At 39.9% G+C, this 17,441-nt stretch carries 24 protein-coding genes and 2 pseudogenes; 23 read left to right on the top strand and 3 right to left on the bottom strand.

Annotation, left to right across the window (positions count from 1 at the left end):
* The first annotated feature begins 33 nt into the window (after positions 1-33).
* The 19 genes from ACU8V8_RS05800 to ACU8V8_RS05710 all read left to right on the top strand — a co-directional run bounded on the left by ACU8V8_RS05800 (position 34) and on the right by ACU8V8_RS05710 (position 7,510).
* Positions 34-456: a hypothetical protein gene (locus ACU8V8_RS05800; RefSeq protein ID WP_446889098.1), complete on the top strand. Its 423-nt coding sequence runs from the start codon at positions 34-36 to the stop codon at positions 454-456.
* 153 nt (positions 457-609) lie between these two features.
* Complete coding sequence (locus tag ACU8V8_RS05795) at positions 610-1,014, top strand: helix-turn-helix transcriptional regulator (protein WP_446889097.1); 405 nt, start codon at positions 610-612, stop codon at positions 1,012-1,014.
* Positions 1,015-1,033: 19 nt separating this feature from the next.
* Entirely contained in the window at positions 1,034-1,198 is a 165-nt protein-coding gene (locus tag ACU8V8_RS05790) for a hypothetical protein (RefSeq protein ID WP_016899782.1), read from the top strand.
* 112 nt (positions 1,199-1,310) lie between these two features.
* Complete coding sequence (locus ACU8V8_RS05785) at positions 1,311-1,574, top strand: hypothetical protein (protein ID WP_446889096.1); 264 nt, start codon at positions 1,311-1,313, stop codon at positions 1,572-1,574.
* 116 nt (positions 1,575-1,690) lie between these two features.
* The gene (locus ACU8V8_RS05780) at positions 1,691-2,053 is read left to right on the top strand and encodes a hypothetical protein (RefSeq protein ID WP_446889095.1); all 363 of its coding nucleotides are present in this window, start codon (positions 1,691-1,693) and stop codon (positions 2,051-2,053) included.
* Positions 2,054-2,065: 12 nt separating this feature from the next.
* Complete coding sequence (locus tag ACU8V8_RS05775) at positions 2,066-2,848, top strand: DUF2303 family protein (RefSeq protein WP_446889094.1); 783 nt, start codon at positions 2,066-2,068, stop codon at positions 2,846-2,848.
* Between the two features lie 65 nt (positions 2,849-2,913).
* Positions 2,914-3,567 carry a hypothetical protein gene (locus ACU8V8_RS05770; protein WP_446889093.1) on the top strand — a complete coding sequence of 218 codons (654 nt, stop codon included), beginning with the start codon at positions 2,914-2,916 and terminating at the stop codon, positions 3,565-3,567.
* On the top strand, positions 3,536-3,679 hold the full coding sequence (locus ACU8V8_RS05765) for a hypothetical protein (protein WP_446889092.1): 144 nt from the start codon (positions 3,536-3,538) through the stop codon (positions 3,677-3,679). Before ACU8V8_RS05770 ends, ACU8V8_RS05765 begins: the two co-directional genes overlap by 32 nt.
* Entirely contained in the window at positions 3,666-3,836 is a 171-nt protein-coding gene (locus ACU8V8_RS05760; RefSeq protein WP_446889091.1) for a hypothetical protein, read from the top strand. Before ACU8V8_RS05765 ends, ACU8V8_RS05760 begins: the two co-directional genes overlap by 14 nt.
* 2 nt (positions 3,837-3,838) lie before the next feature.
* The gene (locus tag ACU8V8_RS05755; RefSeq protein ID WP_446889090.1) at positions 3,839-4,063 is read left to right on the top strand and encodes an Acb2/Tad1 domain-containing protein; all 225 of its coding nucleotides are present in this window, start codon (positions 3,839-3,841) and stop codon (positions 4,061-4,063) included.
* 70 nt (positions 4,064-4,133) lie between these two features.
* Positions 4,134-4,718: a 3'-5' exonuclease gene (locus ACU8V8_RS05750; RefSeq protein WP_446889089.1), complete on the top strand. Its 585-nt coding sequence runs from the start codon at positions 4,134-4,136 to the stop codon at positions 4,716-4,718.
* A 99-nt stretch (positions 4,719-4,817) separates the two neighbouring features.
* Positions 4,818-5,021, top strand: coding sequence for a hypothetical protein (locus ACU8V8_RS05745; RefSeq protein WP_446889088.1), 204 nt, complete (start codon positions 4,818-4,820; stop codon positions 5,019-5,021).
* 145 nt (positions 5,022-5,166) lie between these two features.
* Complete coding sequence (locus ACU8V8_RS05740) at positions 5,167-5,433, top strand: hypothetical protein (RefSeq protein WP_446889087.1); 267 nt, start codon at positions 5,167-5,169, stop codon at positions 5,431-5,433.
* A 1-nt stretch (position 5,434) separates the two neighbouring features.
* Complete coding sequence (locus ACU8V8_RS05735; protein ID WP_446889086.1) at positions 5,435-5,746, top strand: hypothetical protein; 312 nt, start codon at positions 5,435-5,437, stop codon at positions 5,744-5,746.
* Positions 5,747-5,801: 55 nt separating this feature from the next.
* On the top strand, positions 5,802-6,071 hold the full coding sequence (locus ACU8V8_RS05730) for a hypothetical protein (protein ID WP_446889085.1): 270 nt from the start codon (positions 5,802-5,804) through the stop codon (positions 6,069-6,071).
* Positions 6,072-6,080: 9 nt separating this feature from the next.
* A complete protein-coding gene (locus ACU8V8_RS05725) occupies positions 6,081-6,269 on the top strand; it encodes a hypothetical protein (RefSeq protein WP_446889084.1) in 189 nt (62 codons plus the stop codon).
* On the top strand, positions 6,266-6,553 hold the full coding sequence (locus tag ACU8V8_RS05720; protein WP_446889083.1) for a hypothetical protein: 288 nt from the start codon (positions 6,266-6,268) through the stop codon (positions 6,551-6,553). The genes ACU8V8_RS05725 and ACU8V8_RS05720 overlap by 4 nt, the downstream gene beginning before the upstream one ends.
* Complete coding sequence (locus ACU8V8_RS05715; protein WP_446889082.1) at positions 6,546-6,692, top strand: hypothetical protein; 147 nt, start codon at positions 6,546-6,548, stop codon at positions 6,690-6,692. The genes ACU8V8_RS05720 and ACU8V8_RS05715 overlap by 8 nt, the downstream gene beginning before the upstream one ends.
* Positions 6,693-6,982: 290 nt before the next feature.
* Complete coding sequence (locus tag ACU8V8_RS05710) at positions 6,983-7,510, top strand: KilA-N domain-containing protein (RefSeq protein ID WP_446889081.1); 528 nt, start codon at positions 6,983-6,985, stop codon at positions 7,508-7,510.
* Between the two features lie 56 nt (positions 7,511-7,566).
* Here ACU8V8_RS05710 and ACU8V8_RS05705 read toward each other — a convergent pair whose 3' ends face one another.
* Positions 7,567-8,106, bottom strand: a complete 540-nt coding sequence (locus tag ACU8V8_RS05705) for a helix-turn-helix transcriptional regulator (RefSeq protein WP_446889080.1) — start codon at positions 8,104-8,106, stop codon at positions 7,567-7,569.
* A 463-nt stretch (positions 8,107-8,569) separates the two neighbouring features.
* On the bottom strand, positions 8,570-10,234 hold the full coding sequence (locus ACU8V8_RS05700) for a recombinase family protein (RefSeq protein ID WP_446889079.1): 1,665 nt from the start codon (positions 10,232-10,234) through the stop codon (positions 8,570-8,572).
* 55 nt (positions 10,235-10,289) lie between these two features.
* Between ACU8V8_RS05700 and ACU8V8_RS05695 the strand changes: the two are divergent.
* Positions 10,290-10,553: pseudogene (locus tag ACU8V8_RS05695) on the top strand (endonuclease III); the annotation flags it as partial.
* A gap of 103 nt (positions 10,554-10,656) precedes the next feature.
* Here the strand turns inward: ACU8V8_RS05695 and ACU8V8_RS05690 are convergent.
* The gene (locus ACU8V8_RS05690; protein ID WP_446889078.1) at positions 10,657-14,451 is read right to left on the bottom strand and encodes an SIR2 family protein; all 3,795 of its coding nucleotides are present in this window, start codon (positions 14,449-14,451) and stop codon (positions 10,657-10,659) included.
* Positions 14,452-14,550: 99 nt separating this feature from the next.
* On the opposite strand from ACU8V8_RS05690, the pseudogene ACU8V8_RS05685 reads away from it, so the two are divergent.
* From ACU8V8_RS05685 to gloA, 3 genes and pseudogenes are all read left to right on the top strand, one after another.
* Positions 14,551-14,802: pseudogene (locus tag ACU8V8_RS05685) on the top strand (endonuclease III); the annotation flags it as partial.
* 178 nt (positions 14,803-14,980) lie between these two features.
* Positions 14,981-16,891 carry an aminotransferase class I/II-fold pyridoxal phosphate-dependent enzyme gene (locus tag ACU8V8_RS05680; RefSeq protein WP_446889077.1) on the top strand — a complete coding sequence of 637 codons (1,911 nt, stop codon included), beginning with the start codon at positions 14,981-14,983 and terminating at the stop codon, positions 16,889-16,891.
* A 66-nt stretch (positions 16,892-16,957) separates the two neighbouring features.
* The gene (gene gloA, locus ACU8V8_RS05675; RefSeq protein ID WP_446889076.1) at positions 16,958-17,344 is read left to right on the top strand and encodes a lactoylglutathione lyase; all 387 of its coding nucleotides are present in this window, start codon (positions 16,958-16,960) and stop codon (positions 17,342-17,344) included.
* Positions 17,345-17,441: the final 97 nt, after the last annotated feature.

Raw genomic sequence — 17,441 nt, 5'->3', positions numbered from 1 at the left:
CGGTGCCAAACTGATCTTTTTCTCGCACGAAAGATGATCACATATACCGAGGAAATCGGCTCCCACTTTAGATGTACCGTGATTGAAATAAAAAGACCAAGCACTGTACTCAATGAAAAACATTTACGACAAATCGAAAAGTATGCAGCTGTAATTAATAAGCATACTGGTTTTAACGATCCAGATATGACTTTTGATATCATCTTAGTTGGCTGTAAAATTTCAACAGATGATTACATTATAAAACAACGACTCAAAGATAACCGTGGTAAAGGGCATAAAGGTCTTGTTTTTGGTGCTGAATCACGTATTAGAGGTTATGTACGAACTTGGGCTGAAATATTCAATGAATTCGATATTACTCATAAACACTTAATAATGCAGCTTAGGAATCAGAGAGTAAAAATAGAGTCTCCAACTAAAGATGAACTGGTTTCTGACCTGCAAAATAGTTAACTATAACTTAAAGAAAAACCGCCTTTCGGCGGTTTTTTTATGCCCATCAAAAGTCCCACCTAAACAACAATACAATTTAAATTGTAATTTAATGTTGACTTAAACAATTTAAGTTGTATTCTGAATAACAACTTAAATTGTTAGAACTCATTTATGAACACTCAACGCACAGAAACCGGATACCAGCTTGACGACATGCACGTTAACGCCAAGCCCTATTCACGCCTACCAACCCAACAAGCGCGCACCTTGTTATTGGTCGCTAAAGGCCTACCGCAAAAATGTATCGCTGCTGAGTTAGGCGTAAAACTGTGCACGGTTCGCCAAGCCTGTAACGAGCTCAGCTTTAAATTTAACACCCATTCCATGCGCCAAACGGTACACCAAGCAATCAAGCAAGGCGTATTGCGCTACACAGTTTGCATACTGCTTTGCCTAATTAGTGCAGCAAATAACGACCTAGAGCGCAGTTTTAGAACTATTCGGGTAGCCCGAACAGTTCGCACCACCCGTTTACGCCGCATGCGTGAACTACAAAACGACTTACTAGCAGCCTAACGGCACAAGGAGAATAGCGATGACCAAAGTATTTTTATTCCCAACAGCCCGAAATAACGCCGCCACGGCCCCGTTACTTCACACGCTAAAGCAAGCACAAAAAGCAAGCCCCTTTGAACTGGTAATTCCAAATATTAAAGCGGCCAACAACCCATACCCTGAGCCACCGCCACACGCGGCCTAACTCAAGGCAACCGTTTCACAACCTGCTGGCGCGCACTTGCCCAACTAGCCCAGCCGAGTGGTTGCCGTAAGCAACCAACCAACAACACAACAGGAAAAAAGGACGAACAATCATGCTAAACGTATTCACAGCATTGGTAATAAACCAACTAAAACAACGCATTCACTTTATGAACCAACGCATGCAAGGTGAAGAGCTACGCATCTACGAATCAGGCACTAAATACTGCTTCATAGCACTTGTAAATACGCATACCCAGCAGGTTATAGGCTCAATCGCCCTAAACGCCAGCGCCCGCCGCGACCTCTGCATGACCAAAGCATTTTTAAGCCTAATAGAAAACACACGCGCCCCAAAAGCGCTAATGGCCGCATGAAAACCCTAAAGAAAAACCTAACAGCATTGCTCTGGGTAATCGCACTTGTAGCGCTGCTAATTTTTGAACAAAACCTAGACCGATGGGTTTAACCACCACAACGAGAGGATATACCAATGAGCGATAAGCACATTACCCCATTTAGCCAAACAATGGCTTACCTTGAAAAAGGTTGTTTAGATGCCGAATTAACTGAGCTGTTAGCAGAGGTTATTCAAGGCGTTCGTGAAACTGGCAAGCAAGGCACAGTAAGCTTGCAGCTAAAAGTGTCACTCATGAAAGGCAGTGAAGACACCGTAACTATTCAAAGCACTACAAATAACAAAGTGCCACAACTTGACCGCGCTCAAACCATTATGTGGTCAACCTATGATGGCGACCTTATTCGTAATGACCCACACCAACAGTCTTTAGACCTTAAATCTGTTGAAACTTCAAACACGCCAAGCGAACTTAAAACCGCTTCTGGCCAAAACTAAGAGACCTTAACTATGGAAAAGCAAGAATTAGAAATTCAATACGACAACGCTGCCGCGCAACATTTGCATGAAGTAGCAGGCGGTGTTCCATTTGTAGCAGTACCTCGCGGGTATAGCCTAGAAAACGTTGAGCATTTTTTAGATGCCCCAACACGCATCCGTAAAAACTTAAACGTGCTATCTGCCGATTCATTCATTACTTATTTTACGAAGTTTTGCGATGAAGACAGCATGGTTATATTTAACGACGACACACAATGCGTTACCGGCATGCTGGATTACCACACTGTAGAAAGTGCCAGCTGGTGTGATCATCAAATTAAATACGCCTGCCCTAAATCACGTGAATGGATTACATGGACTCAAAACGACAAAAATAAATTTAACCAATTAACTTTTGCCGAATTCATTGAAGAAAACATTAAAGACTTTGCAGAACCATCAGGCGGTGAGCTACTCGAAATTGCCACCAAGTTTAGCGTAATACGCACCGCTGTATTCAGTAATAGTGTGCGTTTACAGTCTGGCGAGTTTGAATTTCAATTTAGCGAGCAAAACCAAAGCAAGGGCACAGTAACAGTTCCTGAAAAAATCGCGATCGGCATTGCCCCATTCCAAAACGGCACACGTTATCGCATTGAAGCGCGCTTACGTTATCGCCTGCGCGAAGGTCAATTGTCAATTTGGTATGAACTAATTGAACCTCAAAAAGTACTAGACGATGCCTTTAACGAAGTGAAAACCAATATTCGTGACAGCATCGACACCGTATTAATGATTGAAGCAACTGCTTAGTAATTTCTGACAGCTCACTCAACGAGTGGGCTGAATTGAAGTTACTACAACACCAGGATATGAACATGGCCAACCAACCTTTATCAGTAGTCGATGCAATCGACACCTTAGTAACGGCTTACAACCAAGAAGTAGCCGAATTTGATCAACTGGTCACTGACGCCGACCAGCTGCAAGAACAAAACGACAAACTAACCACCGTGGTCAAAGACTACGAACAAGGCGCAGCTGTATTACTTAAAAACCTTGAGAACGCCCAAATAGAGCTAGCGCAAGCAAACCGAGAACGCGATCAGGCACTTGCCAAAAACCAAGATGCCAACATTACCCTTGCTGCATTTAAAGAAATAGCCAGCACACCTAAAAAGCTACGCGACAAAATTAAAAGCTATAAAGAACGCCTTGAAAGCCAACGCCTAGCAGCTGAGCAACAAAAGCGCCAGTATCAAAGCGAACGCAAAATAACGGCCCAACTTAAAACCGAAATAAGCGAACTTAAAAATCGCTTAGCAGCTGCTGACATAGTGCAAATCTACCGTGGTGAAGCCGACATAATACAAACTTACCCATATCACATTGGTGGCATGGTCGAGGGCCATGACGCAAGACAAACCCCACTACTCTACTTACATCAAAGTGGCCGAGGCGGTTTAATCATCCTTAACAAAGACGACGAAGCCGAACTAGTTGAAGCGCCAAAAAGGTGGCTTACGCCCTAAAAAAGCAACCTTAGAACTCTGTGGTAACTGGTTACGCCGTGTTAAAGCCAATAACTGGGAACTAACAGCCACAGACCTACTTACTTTAAGCAATGAAGATGAACAGCTTTGAGCAAGCAACGCTCGAAACCTTAGTCAGCTTTAAAGCAAAAAAGCCAGAAGAGATCAGCCGCTTACTAACTAACAAAAAGCTTCAACAAGAAGCCTGCCAGCTAGTTAAAAAGTGGAACGACAAACGTAAACAACTGGGCTTAGCCCCTTGGAGATGAAGATGGAAAACCAACACAAGAAAATCAAAGGCTATCGAGATTTAAGCCAACAAGAAATTAATGATATGAACCACATTAAAGCGGAAGGAGAAAGGCTAAAAACTGTTATTGCAGCAATGCGTAGTCGTAAAGGAATAGATCAGCGATGGGTGTCAATTGCTGAAACTCATTTGCAGCAAGGAATAATGGCTGCCGTTCGTGCTGTAGCACAACCGGAGTCTTTCTAAGTATTAAGTGGTTAATTCCTAAATGGAATTAACCACTACTAAACATAAGTTAAGAATAACAGGAACCACCATGAACACAGAACTAAACGACGTAATGCTAGACCTAGAAACCATAGGCCAGCACTCAAATGCGGTTATCGTCTCTATTGGCGCCGTATTTTTCAACCCACTTACAGGCAACATTGGAGCAGAATTTTACCAAGTCATCGACCTAGAAGACGCCATGAACTACGGCACAGTAGACGGTGCAACCCTAAAATGGTGGATGAAAAAAAGCGACGAAGCCCGCGCTATTTTTAACAGCAAAGACACCATGCTATTAAAAGACGCTCTGCTCGAATTTAACGACTGGCTTTACCAAATCGAAGGTTACAAAAACCGCATCGTATGGGGTAACGGTGCCACGTTCGACAACACCATTCTAACCAACGCCTACACCGCCACCAAAATGACCAAACCATGGCATTTTAGCAATGACCGCGACATTCGCACCGTTGTAGACATGGGCCGCAGAATACTAAACATCGACCCTAAAAAATCAAACGAATTTAAAGGCAACCCACACAACGCCCTAGACGATGCCAAGCACCAGGCTAAATACGTAAGCGACATCTATCACCAATTTAAACCAGAGTATTGGGATGCACAAATTTAAACGCAATTGCATAGCCCAACAACGGGCACGCATACGTCAATTTTATCAACGTAAAAACGCTGCGCAAAACACACAGCCAAAGCAAACCAAGGAGGCCGCATGAGCCTAATAACATCAGGTACCAACAGCCTAACACTAGGCAAAGGCCACACCCTCGCCATTATTGACGAGCAAGGCAACATCGTAGAGCAAGGTAAAGCCGTAGAGCAGCAAGTATTTGACGCCATGACCGACCAAGTGATCAACGTATTTTGCAGCCGCTTCAAACCACTCAACCCCGCAGACTTTAAAAAAGCAGCATAGGAGGCAGCATGAGTAAATTATATAAAAATTGGTTTGTTCATAACGTAATAGCTCACCCCTTAATGTATTTCGTAGGAGTATTGGGGTGCACTAAATTAAGTAAAAAAATACACGATTCAACACTCCCGTTATTAAAGGAGGCAGCATGAACCAAAAGCTTAAAAAGCGACTACAAAAAACGATTGAAATTTCACAATGTCTCCTCGAGGGCAAAGTGTTCTGCGTTAGTGATAGCGAGATTGATTATGTTCCAGTCCCAGTGATGACTAGAACAGCGGCAAAAAAGAGAGGTTTGGTTTTAAAGGGTGGAGCTAAACCCGTTGGTTCATGGGGCTGGCAAATTCCTACAGGTGGCAGGGCTAATGGCGACCTCTACTTATCAGAACGATTCAAAAAGGCTAAGGAGCAATAAAATGGCTACAGGAAAAATAAGCGCCGGCGATGTATTTAACAACTGGACCGTACTATCGCAAGAAAGCCCCAACGAAAATGGCGAACAATACTTTTTATGCCTATGTATTTGCGGCACTCAACGTTCAGTTCGTAAAGGTAACTTAGGCAAAGTAACCGGCTGCGGCTGTACTCGTAAAAAATACCAAGCCAGCAATACACCACGCAAAGTAAAAAAACAACCGGCTAAAGTACCCAAGCAAAAACCAGCGGCACTAAAAAAGCCGTACCCGTTGCCTATGAAGAACGAACCAAATCGCCACGCGAACAACTAGAAGACCGACTAGACCAACACCGCCTAGAACGTGAACTTAATGAATTGTGGGTTGCATGATCAATAAAATCACTATGCCAAAGGCCTGTATTAGCTGTCAGGCCTATAAACACATAGGTAAAAGCGACGATCTGCATTGCCCGCATACCGACTGGCGCGGGCAAGCTAAAACAAAAACCCGTTATGGCCACTGCCAAACCCACGGCACCCAAGTATTCATAACAGAGCTGTGCAACCAATATCAGCAAGAACCATTTATAGAAGTGGTTGATGCTGATAACAGACCAACAGCAAAACAACCAAGGCAAGAACGACTCTTATTTTAAGGAACCCGTATGAGTATTAAAAAGAAAAGAATAGGTATGTTGGCATCTTTGAATAACACATTGCGTGATATTGAAGCTGATGCAAAAAATCAAACACCTGCAATACTGGCTTCAAATATGAAAATACTACAAGCACATGTGAAGGATATTTTAGCCCTAGATGGTGTTGGGTTTATAAATGACGAGGTAAAACTATGAAAAATGTTAAATGGTTTCTAAGTGAATTAGCACTTGCCGAACCTGAGCAATATGAAGCAGGTGAGCTTGAAATAATCTGCGAAGATGAATCAGGCCGTGAGGGATATACATCATTTGAAATTAAAGACTTAGCCGAAAATTCACTTAAGCTAATTGAAAGCCTTGAAAGTAAACTTGATGAAGCCAATGGTCGTATATCCAAAGCTCTAGATGCCCTTGATAGCGAAAACCTAGAAGATGTTCCTTATAACATAGCGTGTGCACTTGGAGAAGAACATGGCTAAAAAAGTGATCAGCATAATAGAAGATGACGACGGCGTAATAATTGACATTAGAACGCCTGGTCATCGTGTTACTTATGAATGTGAAGACCTAGACGAAGCGCTAGAAGTACTCCCCAACTTAGAAGAACTACAAGCATGATATTGACAAAAAATAATGCTCAGCCCATACTTACCCCACACCAGCAAAATCTGGTGTCGAGGGTCGCAGCTCGAAAGTTCAAAAAGGCGCTCACAACACGCCAATACACTTATGCGTGTTTTTTTGTGAGCGGTGCCTAGTCGCGCCATCATTATGGTGCTCTGGGTGAGGCAGCCTTCGGGCTGGTCGGATTCCTTTTTGGCCGATACTGCGAACCTTGCTCAGAGCATCACCACTAGGATTCGCAGCCTTAGGTGATGTTTTTAAAACATCAACAAAAAGGTTTTAACATGACTACTCTATCCATCTTATCAAAACAGATCCGTTTACATGACGGGTTATATTCCATCAATGATTTACACCAAGTAAGTGGCGGCCTAGATAAAAACCGACCAGTCAAATTTCTAAGACTTGAACAAACTAAAGATTTAATAAACGAAATCTCAACTTGTCCAGATATGGACAACCCCGTTGAAACTAAGCGCGGTATAGGAACTTGGGTTTGCAAAGAACTGGTTTACGCCTACGCGATGTGGATAAGCCCCAAGTTTCACCTACAAGTGATCCGCGCATTTGACGCCCAGCAACAACTAGCCATCACCAAAGCACCGAGCCCACTGGACTACCAGCGCATATTACTCACTATAGAAGATGGCGAAACCACACATACGCATGCACTGGCCATAGAAGACATGGTTACATCGTTCGACAAACTGCCCAACGTCATCCGTGAAAGTTTTAAAATACAGCCCTACCAGCTGCTAGAAATAGCCAAAGCCGCCAACGAAAAACTAAGCCGAATGATACACAAATACTAAACCCATAAAAAAGCACCCATCAGGGTGCTTTTGTTTGAATCATTTAAAGGTTTGGTTTATATAGCACAAGCTTCTGTAAGCTCGTTCGCTATTTGTTTTACAACGGGAGTTGAATATCGTTGTGCTAAAGCTTGGTTAAAAGCCTCAGTAACTAACGCATGCTGCGCTAGTTCAATGTCTACTTTTCCATTATCAGCAAGCCAAGTAGCTACATCGCTCCAGCGCCATAATGGGTTTGTGTTTTTAAGGCGATATACTGGGTTAGGAAATTCGCCTGGGCCTCTTTTGCCGTCTTTGTATGCACTAATTGTCTTCTTTGAAATATCAGATAATTGAGCGATGTCGCTAACACCAACTAAATCACCTGCATCAACTGAAACAACTTTTGCGTTAAGTGGTGATGACTCTATATTTTTTATAGCAGATAAAACAGCTTCTTTATAGCTATTTGCTTCGCGCATAAAATCAATATAGACAGTATCGTTATAGCTGCAGATCAAGCCGTCATCACAACCAGCTTCAAACAGTGTATCTTCTAAGTTTGGTGTATTTTTATCTACCCCACTTAGCACTAGTGAAAACTCATATGTGTTCATAAATCACGACCTTAATTGAATATAAATATATGTATAAATATGTTTGTACTTCTAAATGTTGTTTATATAACTTAAAAATTAAAACTTACTAACAAAAACTATAATTAACAGGCTCAATAAAGGTGGCTTGCGCCACCTACTTATTACATTGGTCAACCTTATTCCTAATTTGTTTCGCGTGGTTTTCGCAATTTTTAGGGGTTGACCATATACTCATCATATGAGTGCCATGTTCTGAATTACCACATCTAATCTTTGCGTAACAATGCGCCGATTTACCGCCTTTAACAAGTACCCAACCTTGGCTGATTGCATAATCTATTGCAGCTTGAATGTGTTTGTCTTTGTGTTTAGCTATACTCTTACCTCCTTTAAATGATTCCTCTGTAGTATATGCGCTCATGTAGACGTTTGTCTACACTATGTATATACCGATATGTTATAAGAACTAGGCTAAATACATCTAAACATCTAACCCCGTCATCACTTCACCGTTAAGCTTATTAACCCTTAACAACCGCTTTTTATCATTATGAAATTCAAGCATCAGGTCAAAGTAATCAGCTGTTGCATCACCTAATAACTGATTAAACACAGATAACAAACCGCCCTGCTTTTCAGTTTGAGTAACATCAATTTGCAGAGTAATACTTTTAAAGGTGTCTTTAACGAGTTGGCGAATGGCCAAGCGCTCATCACCAGATAAAGTAACAAGATTTTTAGTAAGCGATAACCAGCGATCAGTTACCTCATCACGAAAAGAGTGATCAATTTTAGCAAGCTTGTTTTTACTGGTATCTATTTGGGTTTGAATGTCACGCGATTGTGTTTCAAGGGCTGATATTTTATTAGCTATCGCCTGTGGTGGCGTGCCCTCAAGTATTAAAAGCGTTTCTGTAAGTGAATTTATATCGTCATTAATTTTTTCAAGCTGCGCAACCAGTACTGATTCTTCAGTATTAATTAGTTCGCGGTCGCTGCCTTTTAACAATATACGTTGCAGGTTTACTTTATCCTGGCAAAACGTTACTACTGCATTTTCTACCATTTCAATTTGCACTGTTGAGCTCATTTCACAGTTATTATTACGCCGAGCCTCCACGCAACCATAGCGCTTATGGCTACTTTTTACATCATCAATACACTTTTTACGATAAACAACATGCGAACCGACCGATTTACCACAACAACCACACTTAAATACACCAATGCCAGATAGAATACCCACAAACTTTTGTGTGTGCTTAGCAGCACCTCGTTTTGAAGAGTCAGTAACTAAAAAATCAAACTCTGCTTTATCCATCAACGGCGGGTAGTAGTCTTCAAGAACGTAATCAACATCCCCTACTTTGACATTGAGTTCACCAATAAGTGAACGGCGCTTTACCTCTTTATAAACATTAGCCCCAGTGTGGTGAACAGTACCCGCACCAAACTCACCATTAATAAGCTCAGCTATTTTTATACCGCCGTGCCCTTTTTTAAATAATTCAAGCTTACGCAGCATAATAGCTTTATTGTGCGGATCGAACTCGAATAACTTTTTATCATCATTCCACACTACCCAGCTAGGCGGCTTACCACACTTAACCCTAAAACCACGTTTGCCGGCTAACCAATCATCACATTGCTTAGTTAACGCAGAACGAACCCGCAGAGATTTAGTTTCACTTTCCTCATTGGCTCGTATCAACACCAGGATAATATAAACCAAATCCATCGGATTCTTTTTAATGGTTTCTTTATTGTACTCTTTACGGTCAGCCGCCGTGATCACCGTAATATCAGCATTAATAATTTGTGCAATAATGCCCTGACTTTCAAGCGGCGCTGCACGAGAAATGCGGTCCAAACTTTCAAGCACTAAAATAGAACCCGCCGGTACCTTACCCTGCTCAACCGCCGCTAAAAATATACCCAAAGCACCCCGGGTAATATTGGTTTTATGAAACGCACTTAACCCCATATCACGCATTGATAATGAGTCATCAAGCTCAAGCCCTTTTTCCTTAGCAACCTCTTTAGCAAAACTAAGCTGCCGATTTAAAGACTGCCCTTTAGCCTGTTCGATTGTAGAAAAGCGTATATAACTGTAGAGTAATGGTTTTAAAGTAGTATGCTTATTCATGTTTTTGATTCACCGCTGTTGTTATATACAGTGTAAATCAATACAATATAAGCATCTACTATTATTATCCTTCGGCTGGCCGACTATCGCTGTAGACACCCATATAGACCGAGTATCAAATCGCACCAAGTTTGCCATGGGTAAGAACGTTGTTGAAGTTGAGAAAAAGCTTGAAAAAGTAGTTCCTAAAGAATTTAAAGTCGATGTACATCACTGGTTGATTCTTCACGGACGTTACACATGCGTAGCACGTAAACCTAAGTGTGGCAGCTGTATTATTGAAGACTTGTGTGAGTTTAAAGACAAGACTGAAATTTAAGTCACATTAATTAGTATCTAATTTGAGCTTACTTTACTGCTTAATTAAAACTTATCAGGGAGAGTTATAAAACTCCCCCACTTAAAAAATACTATTGAAAAATTTAACTTGGAAGCGCTTTTAACTCAGTGTTGCCCTGATTGAATGGATTCAAGCTTGTACCATAAGTTTGTTTTATCCACTTAGCCTGCTTTTCTACTAATGACGAAATATCAGGGTTTCCAGGTAGTGGGTAATCTTCTGGTTTATAAGGCCCTAAATTGGGTTGTTTTAATAATAAAAATCTGTGTTGCCAATATCGATAATGATGCCTTTTAGTTAATCCCAACCCTTTTTCATAAATAGTTTCGAAATCTATGCTATCAGCTTTTTGTAAAAATCGAGCATAAAAATAAAGAGCTTGCACATAATAAAACTTAATATGGCTTAAGTCTGGTAATGCTGATTGGTAATACCGAATTATATTCTCATTCAGCTCATTATATTCTAGCTCAGATGACTGCTCATACTCGCATGAAAAAGCATACATCAACTTTTTTAAACCTCGCGTATAAGGGTTAACACTAACCAACTTATCTATAGCTTCATAGCTCACATAAGTTTCACGAGATTTGAGGTAAGTTAACTGCACCCTTTCCATATGCTGATTTTCATATAGATCATCAATGGAATGATTGAGTTGATTTAGATTAATTGCACCATATAAATAACCTTGTGCCTCAAAGTAATCCAACTCAGTTATAACCAGGCTCATTAAGGGTTCAACATTGGTTGCAACTTGCACAGTCGAGCCCAAAGCGATGAACCGATATGAATTAAACTTTATGTCATGAACAATCTTATCAAGTACATAACCTTCCATCCCATATAGATTTGCTGCGATATTGAAAACAATACTTTCAAGCACTCGACCTCTTTCATACTTTGCAGAAAGAGTAGATAGCGACCCAATTGTAATTAAAGATTTTAATTCCTCATAAGCAGCATCAAACTCTCCGTTATAATAGCTCGCTAGAAGTTTAATGAGTTTCGATACCTGCCTTACCTGAAGTTCATTACTTTTTGTTATAAGCCCTTCAATATTAATTGCTTCGTAGGCAGATAAAAATTCAGGACCCAGATTTAACTCAATTGAAAAAGCACCAATGTTTTCAACCATCTCAATGTAACCTTCTACTTCATCTTCACTTCTAATTACATTGCTCTTAGTGCCATAAGTGAGCGCGGCTATCAAATTATTAAAAAGAGATGAAAAAATTAGATTTGACTTTTTATTAATGTTTTTGAGATTGTAAAGAAACTCCATAAGCTGCTGATTGTATCTAAAAGCTTGCCTGAACAATTCTAGCTTGTCTTTTTCTGCCGTATGTTGTTCAAACTGGAAGCGAGCAAAACGTTGAATAACCGACTGTAATGAATAAAACCCACCATTAGCTTCGACTAATGATTTATTTGTAAGAACGGCAATATCTTTATCACTAATCGGCTTTTTCAACTTAGTTACCTCTTCGTTTCTATCCCCTTTTTTGCTTTCTATTATTATGCGTTTAAACGTATTGAGGTCTATTCCGTCTGGAAATAACGAGAAGGATTCAAATGTGCGTTTCTGATGCTCTTGCAATGAATCATAAGAATAAAGAATAGAAACATAAAGAGACTCTTGTCGATTAATATTCATATCAACTTCATCGTCAAACATTAAAGTTAAGTCTTCTTCTTTTACTTTATCAAAAAAGTCGTCTTCTAACTCTTGCTTTAACTCTTTTAAGTTTTTACCCGCTGGCATACCGTCACAAATTAACTTAATGGCTAACGGGTTATTATTAAGAAGTGGCTCTAAAATCTTTCTGCGCGCAAACTCTTGATCTTTATCACTGCGATAACCGTTTTTAGTTAGGCGATTAAATAATGCTAACGCTTCTTCAGACTCCATTTGCCGAAATGGCAACACATCTTCCCATTCTACATTAATACTTTCTCTTGAGGTCACCAAAACATTTGCGTACATTAGGGTTTGCGATAACAATAACCTAACTTGTTCTACTTCTTGCTTGTTTTGGCTTTTATCCGCTTGTTTTAAATACAATAAACTTTCTAAGTTATCAAAAATTAGCAAACGTTCTTTCTGGTCATGGTATTTTGACAAGTGACCAAATAAATCCTCAGCAGCACGTAAATTAAAGGTACTGCCTATATGCATTTCAAGCTGATTGCTACTTGAGATATGTTCACAATCGATAAAATACACACCTGCATCAAAATGCCCGCGATTCGCTAATTCCAATGCCACTTTTTTTGCTATTGTTGTTTTACCTAAGCCACCACTGCCTTTAATTGTTAATAACCTTTGTTTGTTGGCTGCTTTAGCAAGCTTTTGGCTGATATCCGCTAAATCAGATAAACGCCCTGTAAAGCCTTGCAATTCACTTGTATTAATACCTTTAGGTAGTAATGGTTGATACTTATGCCAATGCTGACGGTTTTCTGGTTTCAGAGATTCTAGTAACTCACCGCTAATATGCACCGATTGAACATTACTTTTATCATTGAAGTGTTTAACATCCGGCCTTTTAAATAGCTGATGCGCTAATTTATCAAGAGGTTTAAGATCTTTGCCTTGTTGATTTAACAGTGGAAAAACCAGTAATGGAAACTTAACTTGCCCTGGTTCTTGCTCATTCAATAGTTTATCTGTGATCAACACTGTTATTTTAGCATTAATTGGTAAGCTACTTTCTAGTTCATCAATTGCTAAGTAATCACTACAAGCGTTGTCGTCTTCAATCAACAATCCACTACTCGTTGTTTTGGCTAATAAAAATAAAATGGAATAATCATCAGCCTCCATTAAGTTACTTTCAGTAAAAGCTTGTTGCGAAATAGGATATTTAAACTTTTTAAGTTTTGCGATGATATCCGAATCATCTATTGGTTTATCTAAAGGTGAGGCTGTAAATAGACCAATTTTATCGTGCTTATTTGGTTCTTCCTTAAGTGGTTGAATTGATTCTTTTGGTTGCTGCTCTTGTTGATTTTTGCATTCAACTAATTGATGTACAGCATCAATTAACGGTTGACCAAAGTCACTAAAAGTAATTGTGTTAACTGGTATGCCAGTCAATTTAGCATCAATTACCTGCTTATCACTTTCTCTTACCAGCGCATAATGAGGACCAGTATTACCAGCAAACAATTCATTTTGTTTTGCAATTTCAGCTAGCAACTCCGCATCATCAAGTGAGCAACCAATAAAAAGAATAATCTTGTTGCTTAACAGCTCTTTGAACTTGATAAGCGCAGCCAGATAATGTTTTTCAGCATCTTCTTGGTATAGCCGATTATATGATTGTGGAGTAAGCACCATATGCTTAGGATTTTCGATTTTACCATGCAAATGCCAAAGCATTTCTTTGCTATTCGCTCTGGTAAACTCAGCTAATTGACTATGGTTAGCATTATCAAACACACATAAATTGGCAGACTCTTCATGAGCCCACTCTAAAACCTTATCGTAGTTTAAAGTAATAACCCTATTACTTAATTGCCAAATAGCCTTAGGTAAAGCTTTACAACTATCATCAAATTGTTTGAAATCAATGACAAACTGAGAGTTCAGAAATTCAACCCAACGTCGACCGGATAGCTGCGTTTGAGCAACTTCAGCAGCTGCTTGATACATATCAGTTTCGACTTGCAAATTAACCATTTGAGAATATGCATCTAGGTTTTCATCTTTTAACTTATTTGCAGCCCTTTTAAGCAATTCAGGCCAAGATGGAAAAGCTCTACTTCCATCTTTATTATCGACAGACATCGAAACACCCGCACCAATTAAAGGAGTAACGTCATTGTTAGCTAAGTATTCTTTTAAAGATTGGGGAATTAAAAGTTCTGCCATGAAAAATCCATATTATTTTATTGCGTTAGCCACTATGCCACTGAAAAGCAGAGCAATTCAAGTGCTATTATACTTTCAACCATACAACTACCTTGCTTATCTCTCGGCTGGCCGACAATCGCTGAAGATACGCACATATTCCGTGTATCAAACCGTACCAAGCTTGCTATGGGTAAAGACGTGGTCGCGGTTGAGCAAAAACTTGAAAAAGTAGTTCCAAAAGAATTTAAGGTTGATGTGCACCACTGGCTCATTTTACATGGTCGCTATGTGTGTACCGCCCGCAAGTCTAAATGTGGCCGTTGTATTATTGAAGATTTATGTGAGTACTCCCCACCAAAGAAAAAGTAAAGATAAAACTGATTAAATTCATTTTTCAATTTCTTGAAAATCAATTTAAATACATGCTACTTATACATATAAGCGCTTTAAGAGCAATTAATAGGTTAATTTCAAAGTATTAATTTCACAAGTCTCAATCCTTTAGTTATGCTATTGAACACTGTGAAATTTTATTGCGTGAACGCCTATGTTACCCTTACTTCGTATCTTGTTAATTGAGCAAGAGCCAGCCACCTTGCAAGAGCTTTCAACGAACCTCTCGAAAACAATTCCTAACTTTGAACGCAGCGATATTCATATTGATATTATTGAACGTCTTGAGCTTAAGCAAGCATTGGAAACAATAGTGGAAGATGGTGATGTTCAAGCCGTGGTACTAAGCTGGGATCTACATAACAAGGTTGGCGAACGAATATATAGTCGCTTTATAGAGCAGTTAAAGGCGATTCGTCTTGAGTTGCCGGTTTATGTTATCGGCGATGACACTGAAGGTCTGGAGATAATCAACGAATCTGAGGAGATTGAGTCTTTTTTCTTTAAAGATGAAGTAATTTCTGATCCAGAAGCGATTTTAGGCTATGTGATCAACGACTTCGATGACCGTTCAGAAACCCCATTCTGGACTGCATATCGCCGTTATGTTGGCGAAGCAAATGATTCTTGGCACACACCCGGCCACAGCGGTGGTTCTAGCTTTAGAAACTCCCCATATATCAAAGATTTTTATCAGTTTTATGGACGTAATGTATTCGTTGGCGATTTGTCTGTTTCCGTGGATTCGTTAGGATCTTTATCAGACAGCACTAATACCATTGGCCGAGCCCAAGAGTCCGCTGCAGCAACATTTGAGGTAAAACATACCTACTTTGTTACCAACGGATCATCTACTTCAAATAAAATTATCTTGCAAACACTGCTGCGTAAAGGCGATAAAGTGATCATCGACCGCAATTGCCATAAGTCAGTGCACTATGGCATCTTGCAATCAGCCAGTTTACCTATTTATTTATCGAGTATTTTAAACCCTAAATATGGCATTTTTGCACCACCGTCGTTGGCCGACATAAAACAGGTAATTGAACAAAATACCGATGCTAAATTACTGGTACTCACTGGGTGTACGTATGACGGCCTTCTCAGCGATCTAAAACAAGTGGTTGGTTTTGCCCATAAGCACGGTATAAAAGTATTTATCGACGAAGCATGGTTTGCTTACTCTCTGTTTCACCCAAGCTTACGTAATTACTCCGCGATTCATGCAGGGGCTGACTATGTTACTCACTCAGCACATAAAGTGGTCTCGGCATTTTCTCAAGCCTCTTATATTCATGTAAACGATCCCGATTTCGATGCCGATTTTTTTCGAGAGATTTACAGTATTTACGCCAGTACATCGCCTAAATATCAGCTTATAGCGTCACTTGACGTGTGCCAAAAACAATTGGAGATGGAAGGCTATAAGTTGCTCAACGCCTTGTTGAACCATGTGGATGAATTTAAACAACAGATGGCCTCGCTCAAGCATATCAAAGTGCTTGGTAAGCAAGACTTTATGGAAATATTTCCGCACTTTAGCGGCGACAACATGGGTCATGATCCACTCAAAATTCTTATAGATATTAGCGAATTGCCTTATTCATTAAAGGATATTCATAAATTTCTGCTGGATGAAATTGGACTTGAAATAGAAAAATATACTCATAGTACTATTTTAGTTTTATTGACACTGGGCGGCACACGCTCAAAGATCATTCGTTTATACAACGCACTAAGAAAGCTCGATTCTGGTAAAGTGAAGCTGGCAACTTCAATGAGACGCTCTCGCTTGCCGGAGAATTTACCAGCGATAGATTTAGCCTGTATTCCAAGCGATGCATTTTATGGCGAGCGTGAATCCGTGCCCATTGGCAAAAGCAACAACCGCATTTGTGCGGGGTTAGTCACCCCCTATCCACCAGGCATCCCCCTGTTAGTTCCGGGCCAGCATATTACTGAGGAACATATTGAATACCTAAAAGAGTTGGCTGGACAAGGATTAACAATTCAGGGCAGTTTTGATGGCGAAATCTATGTTCTAAAGGGCAAAGTGAGGCAATAAAGATTCACTTAAACCATTACGTTGTCTTAAACATATTTAATTTTAAAATAAACCAAGGGGATCAAAATGCGTTTACTGCACACCATGTTACGAGTTGCGGATCTAGAAAGGTCAATTGCGTTTTACACGCAAGTATTAGGTATGAAGGAGCTGCGTCGTAATGACAATGAAGAATATCGCTATACTCTGGCTTTCGTTGGCTATGGCAATGAAAAAAATAGCACAGTATTAGAACTGACTTACAACTGGGATACCGATAGCTATGATTTAGGTAATGCCTATGGTCACATTGCGATTGAATTTGATGATATTTACAAAGCATGCGAAGCAATAAAAGCTGCTGGCGGTAATGTAAGCCGAGAGCCTGGTCCTGTTAAGGGTGGCACAACCGAAATTGCATTTGTCAAAGACCCTGATGGTTATGCTATAGAGCTTATTCAAAAAAAAAGATAATTCACTCTTTTAATTTGCTAAATATAATTTAAATTAACCCACATCATTTTATCAAGAAGCTTGCCTGTGCAGCTTCTTGAGTTTTAATTCATTCCAT

The sequence above is a fragment of the Pseudoalteromonas sp. SaAl2 genome (genome assembly GCF_052947895.1).
The sequence above is the reverse complement of the archived record's forward strand: the minus strand, read 5'-3'. Positions and strand labels throughout refer to the sequence as shown.

What these genes read in the sequence shown, in the direction of transcription:
- ACU8V8_RS05800 (WP_446889098.1), top strand. Translation starts at nt 34, where the DNA reads ATGATCACATATACCGAGGAAATCGGCTCCCACTTTAGATGTACCGTG.
- ACU8V8_RS05795 (WP_446889097.1), top strand. Translation starts at nt 610, where the DNA reads ATGAACACTCAACGCACAGAAACCGGATACCAGCTTGACGACATGCAC.
- ACU8V8_RS05790 (WP_016899782.1), top strand. Translation starts at nt 1,034, where the DNA reads ATGACCAAAGTATTTTTATTCCCAACAGCCCGAAATAACGCCGCCACG.
- ACU8V8_RS05785 (WP_446889096.1), top strand. Translation starts at nt 1,311, where the DNA reads ATGCTAAACGTATTCACAGCATTGGTAATAAACCAACTAAAACAACGC.
- ACU8V8_RS05780 (WP_446889095.1), top strand. Translation starts at nt 1,691, where the DNA reads ATGAGCGATAAGCACATTACCCCATTTAGCCAAACAATGGCTTACCTT.
- ACU8V8_RS05775 (WP_446889094.1), top strand. Translation starts at nt 2,066, where the DNA reads ATGGAAAAGCAAGAATTAGAAATTCAATACGACAACGCTGCCGCGCAA.
- ACU8V8_RS05770 (WP_446889093.1), top strand. Translation starts at nt 2,914, where the DNA reads ATGGCCAACCAACCTTTATCAGTAGTCGATGCAATCGACACCTTAGTA.
- ACU8V8_RS05760 (WP_446889091.1), top strand. Translation starts at nt 3,666, where the DNA reads ATGAACAGCTTTGAGCAAGCAACGCTCGAAACCTTAGTCAGCTTTAAA.
- ACU8V8_RS05755 (WP_446889090.1), top strand. Translation starts at nt 3,839, where the DNA reads ATGGAAAACCAACACAAGAAAATCAAAGGCTATCGAGATTTAAGCCAA.
- ACU8V8_RS05750 (WP_446889089.1), top strand. Translation starts at nt 4,134, where the DNA reads ATGAACACAGAACTAAACGACGTAATGCTAGACCTAGAAACCATAGGC.
- ACU8V8_RS05745 (WP_446889088.1), top strand. Translation starts at nt 4,818, where the DNA reads ATGAGCCTAATAACATCAGGTACCAACAGCCTAACACTAGGCAAAGGC.
- ACU8V8_RS05740 (WP_446889087.1), top strand. Translation starts at nt 5,167, where the DNA reads ATGAACCAAAAGCTTAAAAAGCGACTACAAAAAACGATTGAAATTTCA.
- ACU8V8_RS05735 (WP_446889086.1), top strand. Translation starts at nt 5,435, where the DNA reads ATGGCTACAGGAAAAATAAGCGCCGGCGATGTATTTAACAACTGGACC.
- ACU8V8_RS05730 (WP_446889085.1), top strand. Translation starts at nt 5,802, where the DNA reads ATGATCAATAAAATCACTATGCCAAAGGCCTGTATTAGCTGTCAGGCC.
- ACU8V8_RS05725 (WP_446889084.1), top strand. Translation starts at nt 6,081, where the DNA reads ATGAGTATTAAAAAGAAAAGAATAGGTATGTTGGCATCTTTGAATAAC.
- ACU8V8_RS05720 (WP_446889083.1), top strand. Translation starts at nt 6,266, where the DNA reads ATGAAAAATGTTAAATGGTTTCTAAGTGAATTAGCACTTGCCGAACCT.
- ACU8V8_RS05715 (WP_446889082.1), top strand. Translation starts at nt 6,546, where the DNA reads ATGGCTAAAAAAGTGATCAGCATAATAGAAGATGACGACGGCGTAATA.
- ACU8V8_RS05710 (WP_446889081.1), top strand. Translation starts at nt 6,983, where the DNA reads ATGACTACTCTATCCATCTTATCAAAACAGATCCGTTTACATGACGGG.
- ACU8V8_RS05705 (WP_446889080.1), bottom strand. Translation starts at nt 8,106, where the DNA reads ATGAACACATATGAGTTTTCACTAGTGCTAAGTGGGGTAGATAAAAAT.
- ACU8V8_RS05700 (WP_446889079.1), bottom strand. Translation starts at nt 10,234, where the DNA reads ATGAATAAGCATACTACTTTAAAACCATTACTCTACAGTTATATACGC.
- ACU8V8_RS05690 (WP_446889078.1), bottom strand. Translation starts at nt 14,451, where the DNA reads ATGGCAGAACTTTTAATTCCCCAATCTTTAAAAGAATACTTAGCTAAC.
- ACU8V8_RS05680 (WP_446889077.1), top strand. Translation starts at nt 14,981, where the DNA reads ATGTTACCCTTACTTCGTATCTTGTTAATTGAGCAAGAGCCAGCCACC.
- gloA (WP_446889076.1), top strand. Translation starts at nt 16,958, where the DNA reads ATGCGTTTACTGCACACCATGTTACGAGTTGCGGATCTAGAAAGGTCA.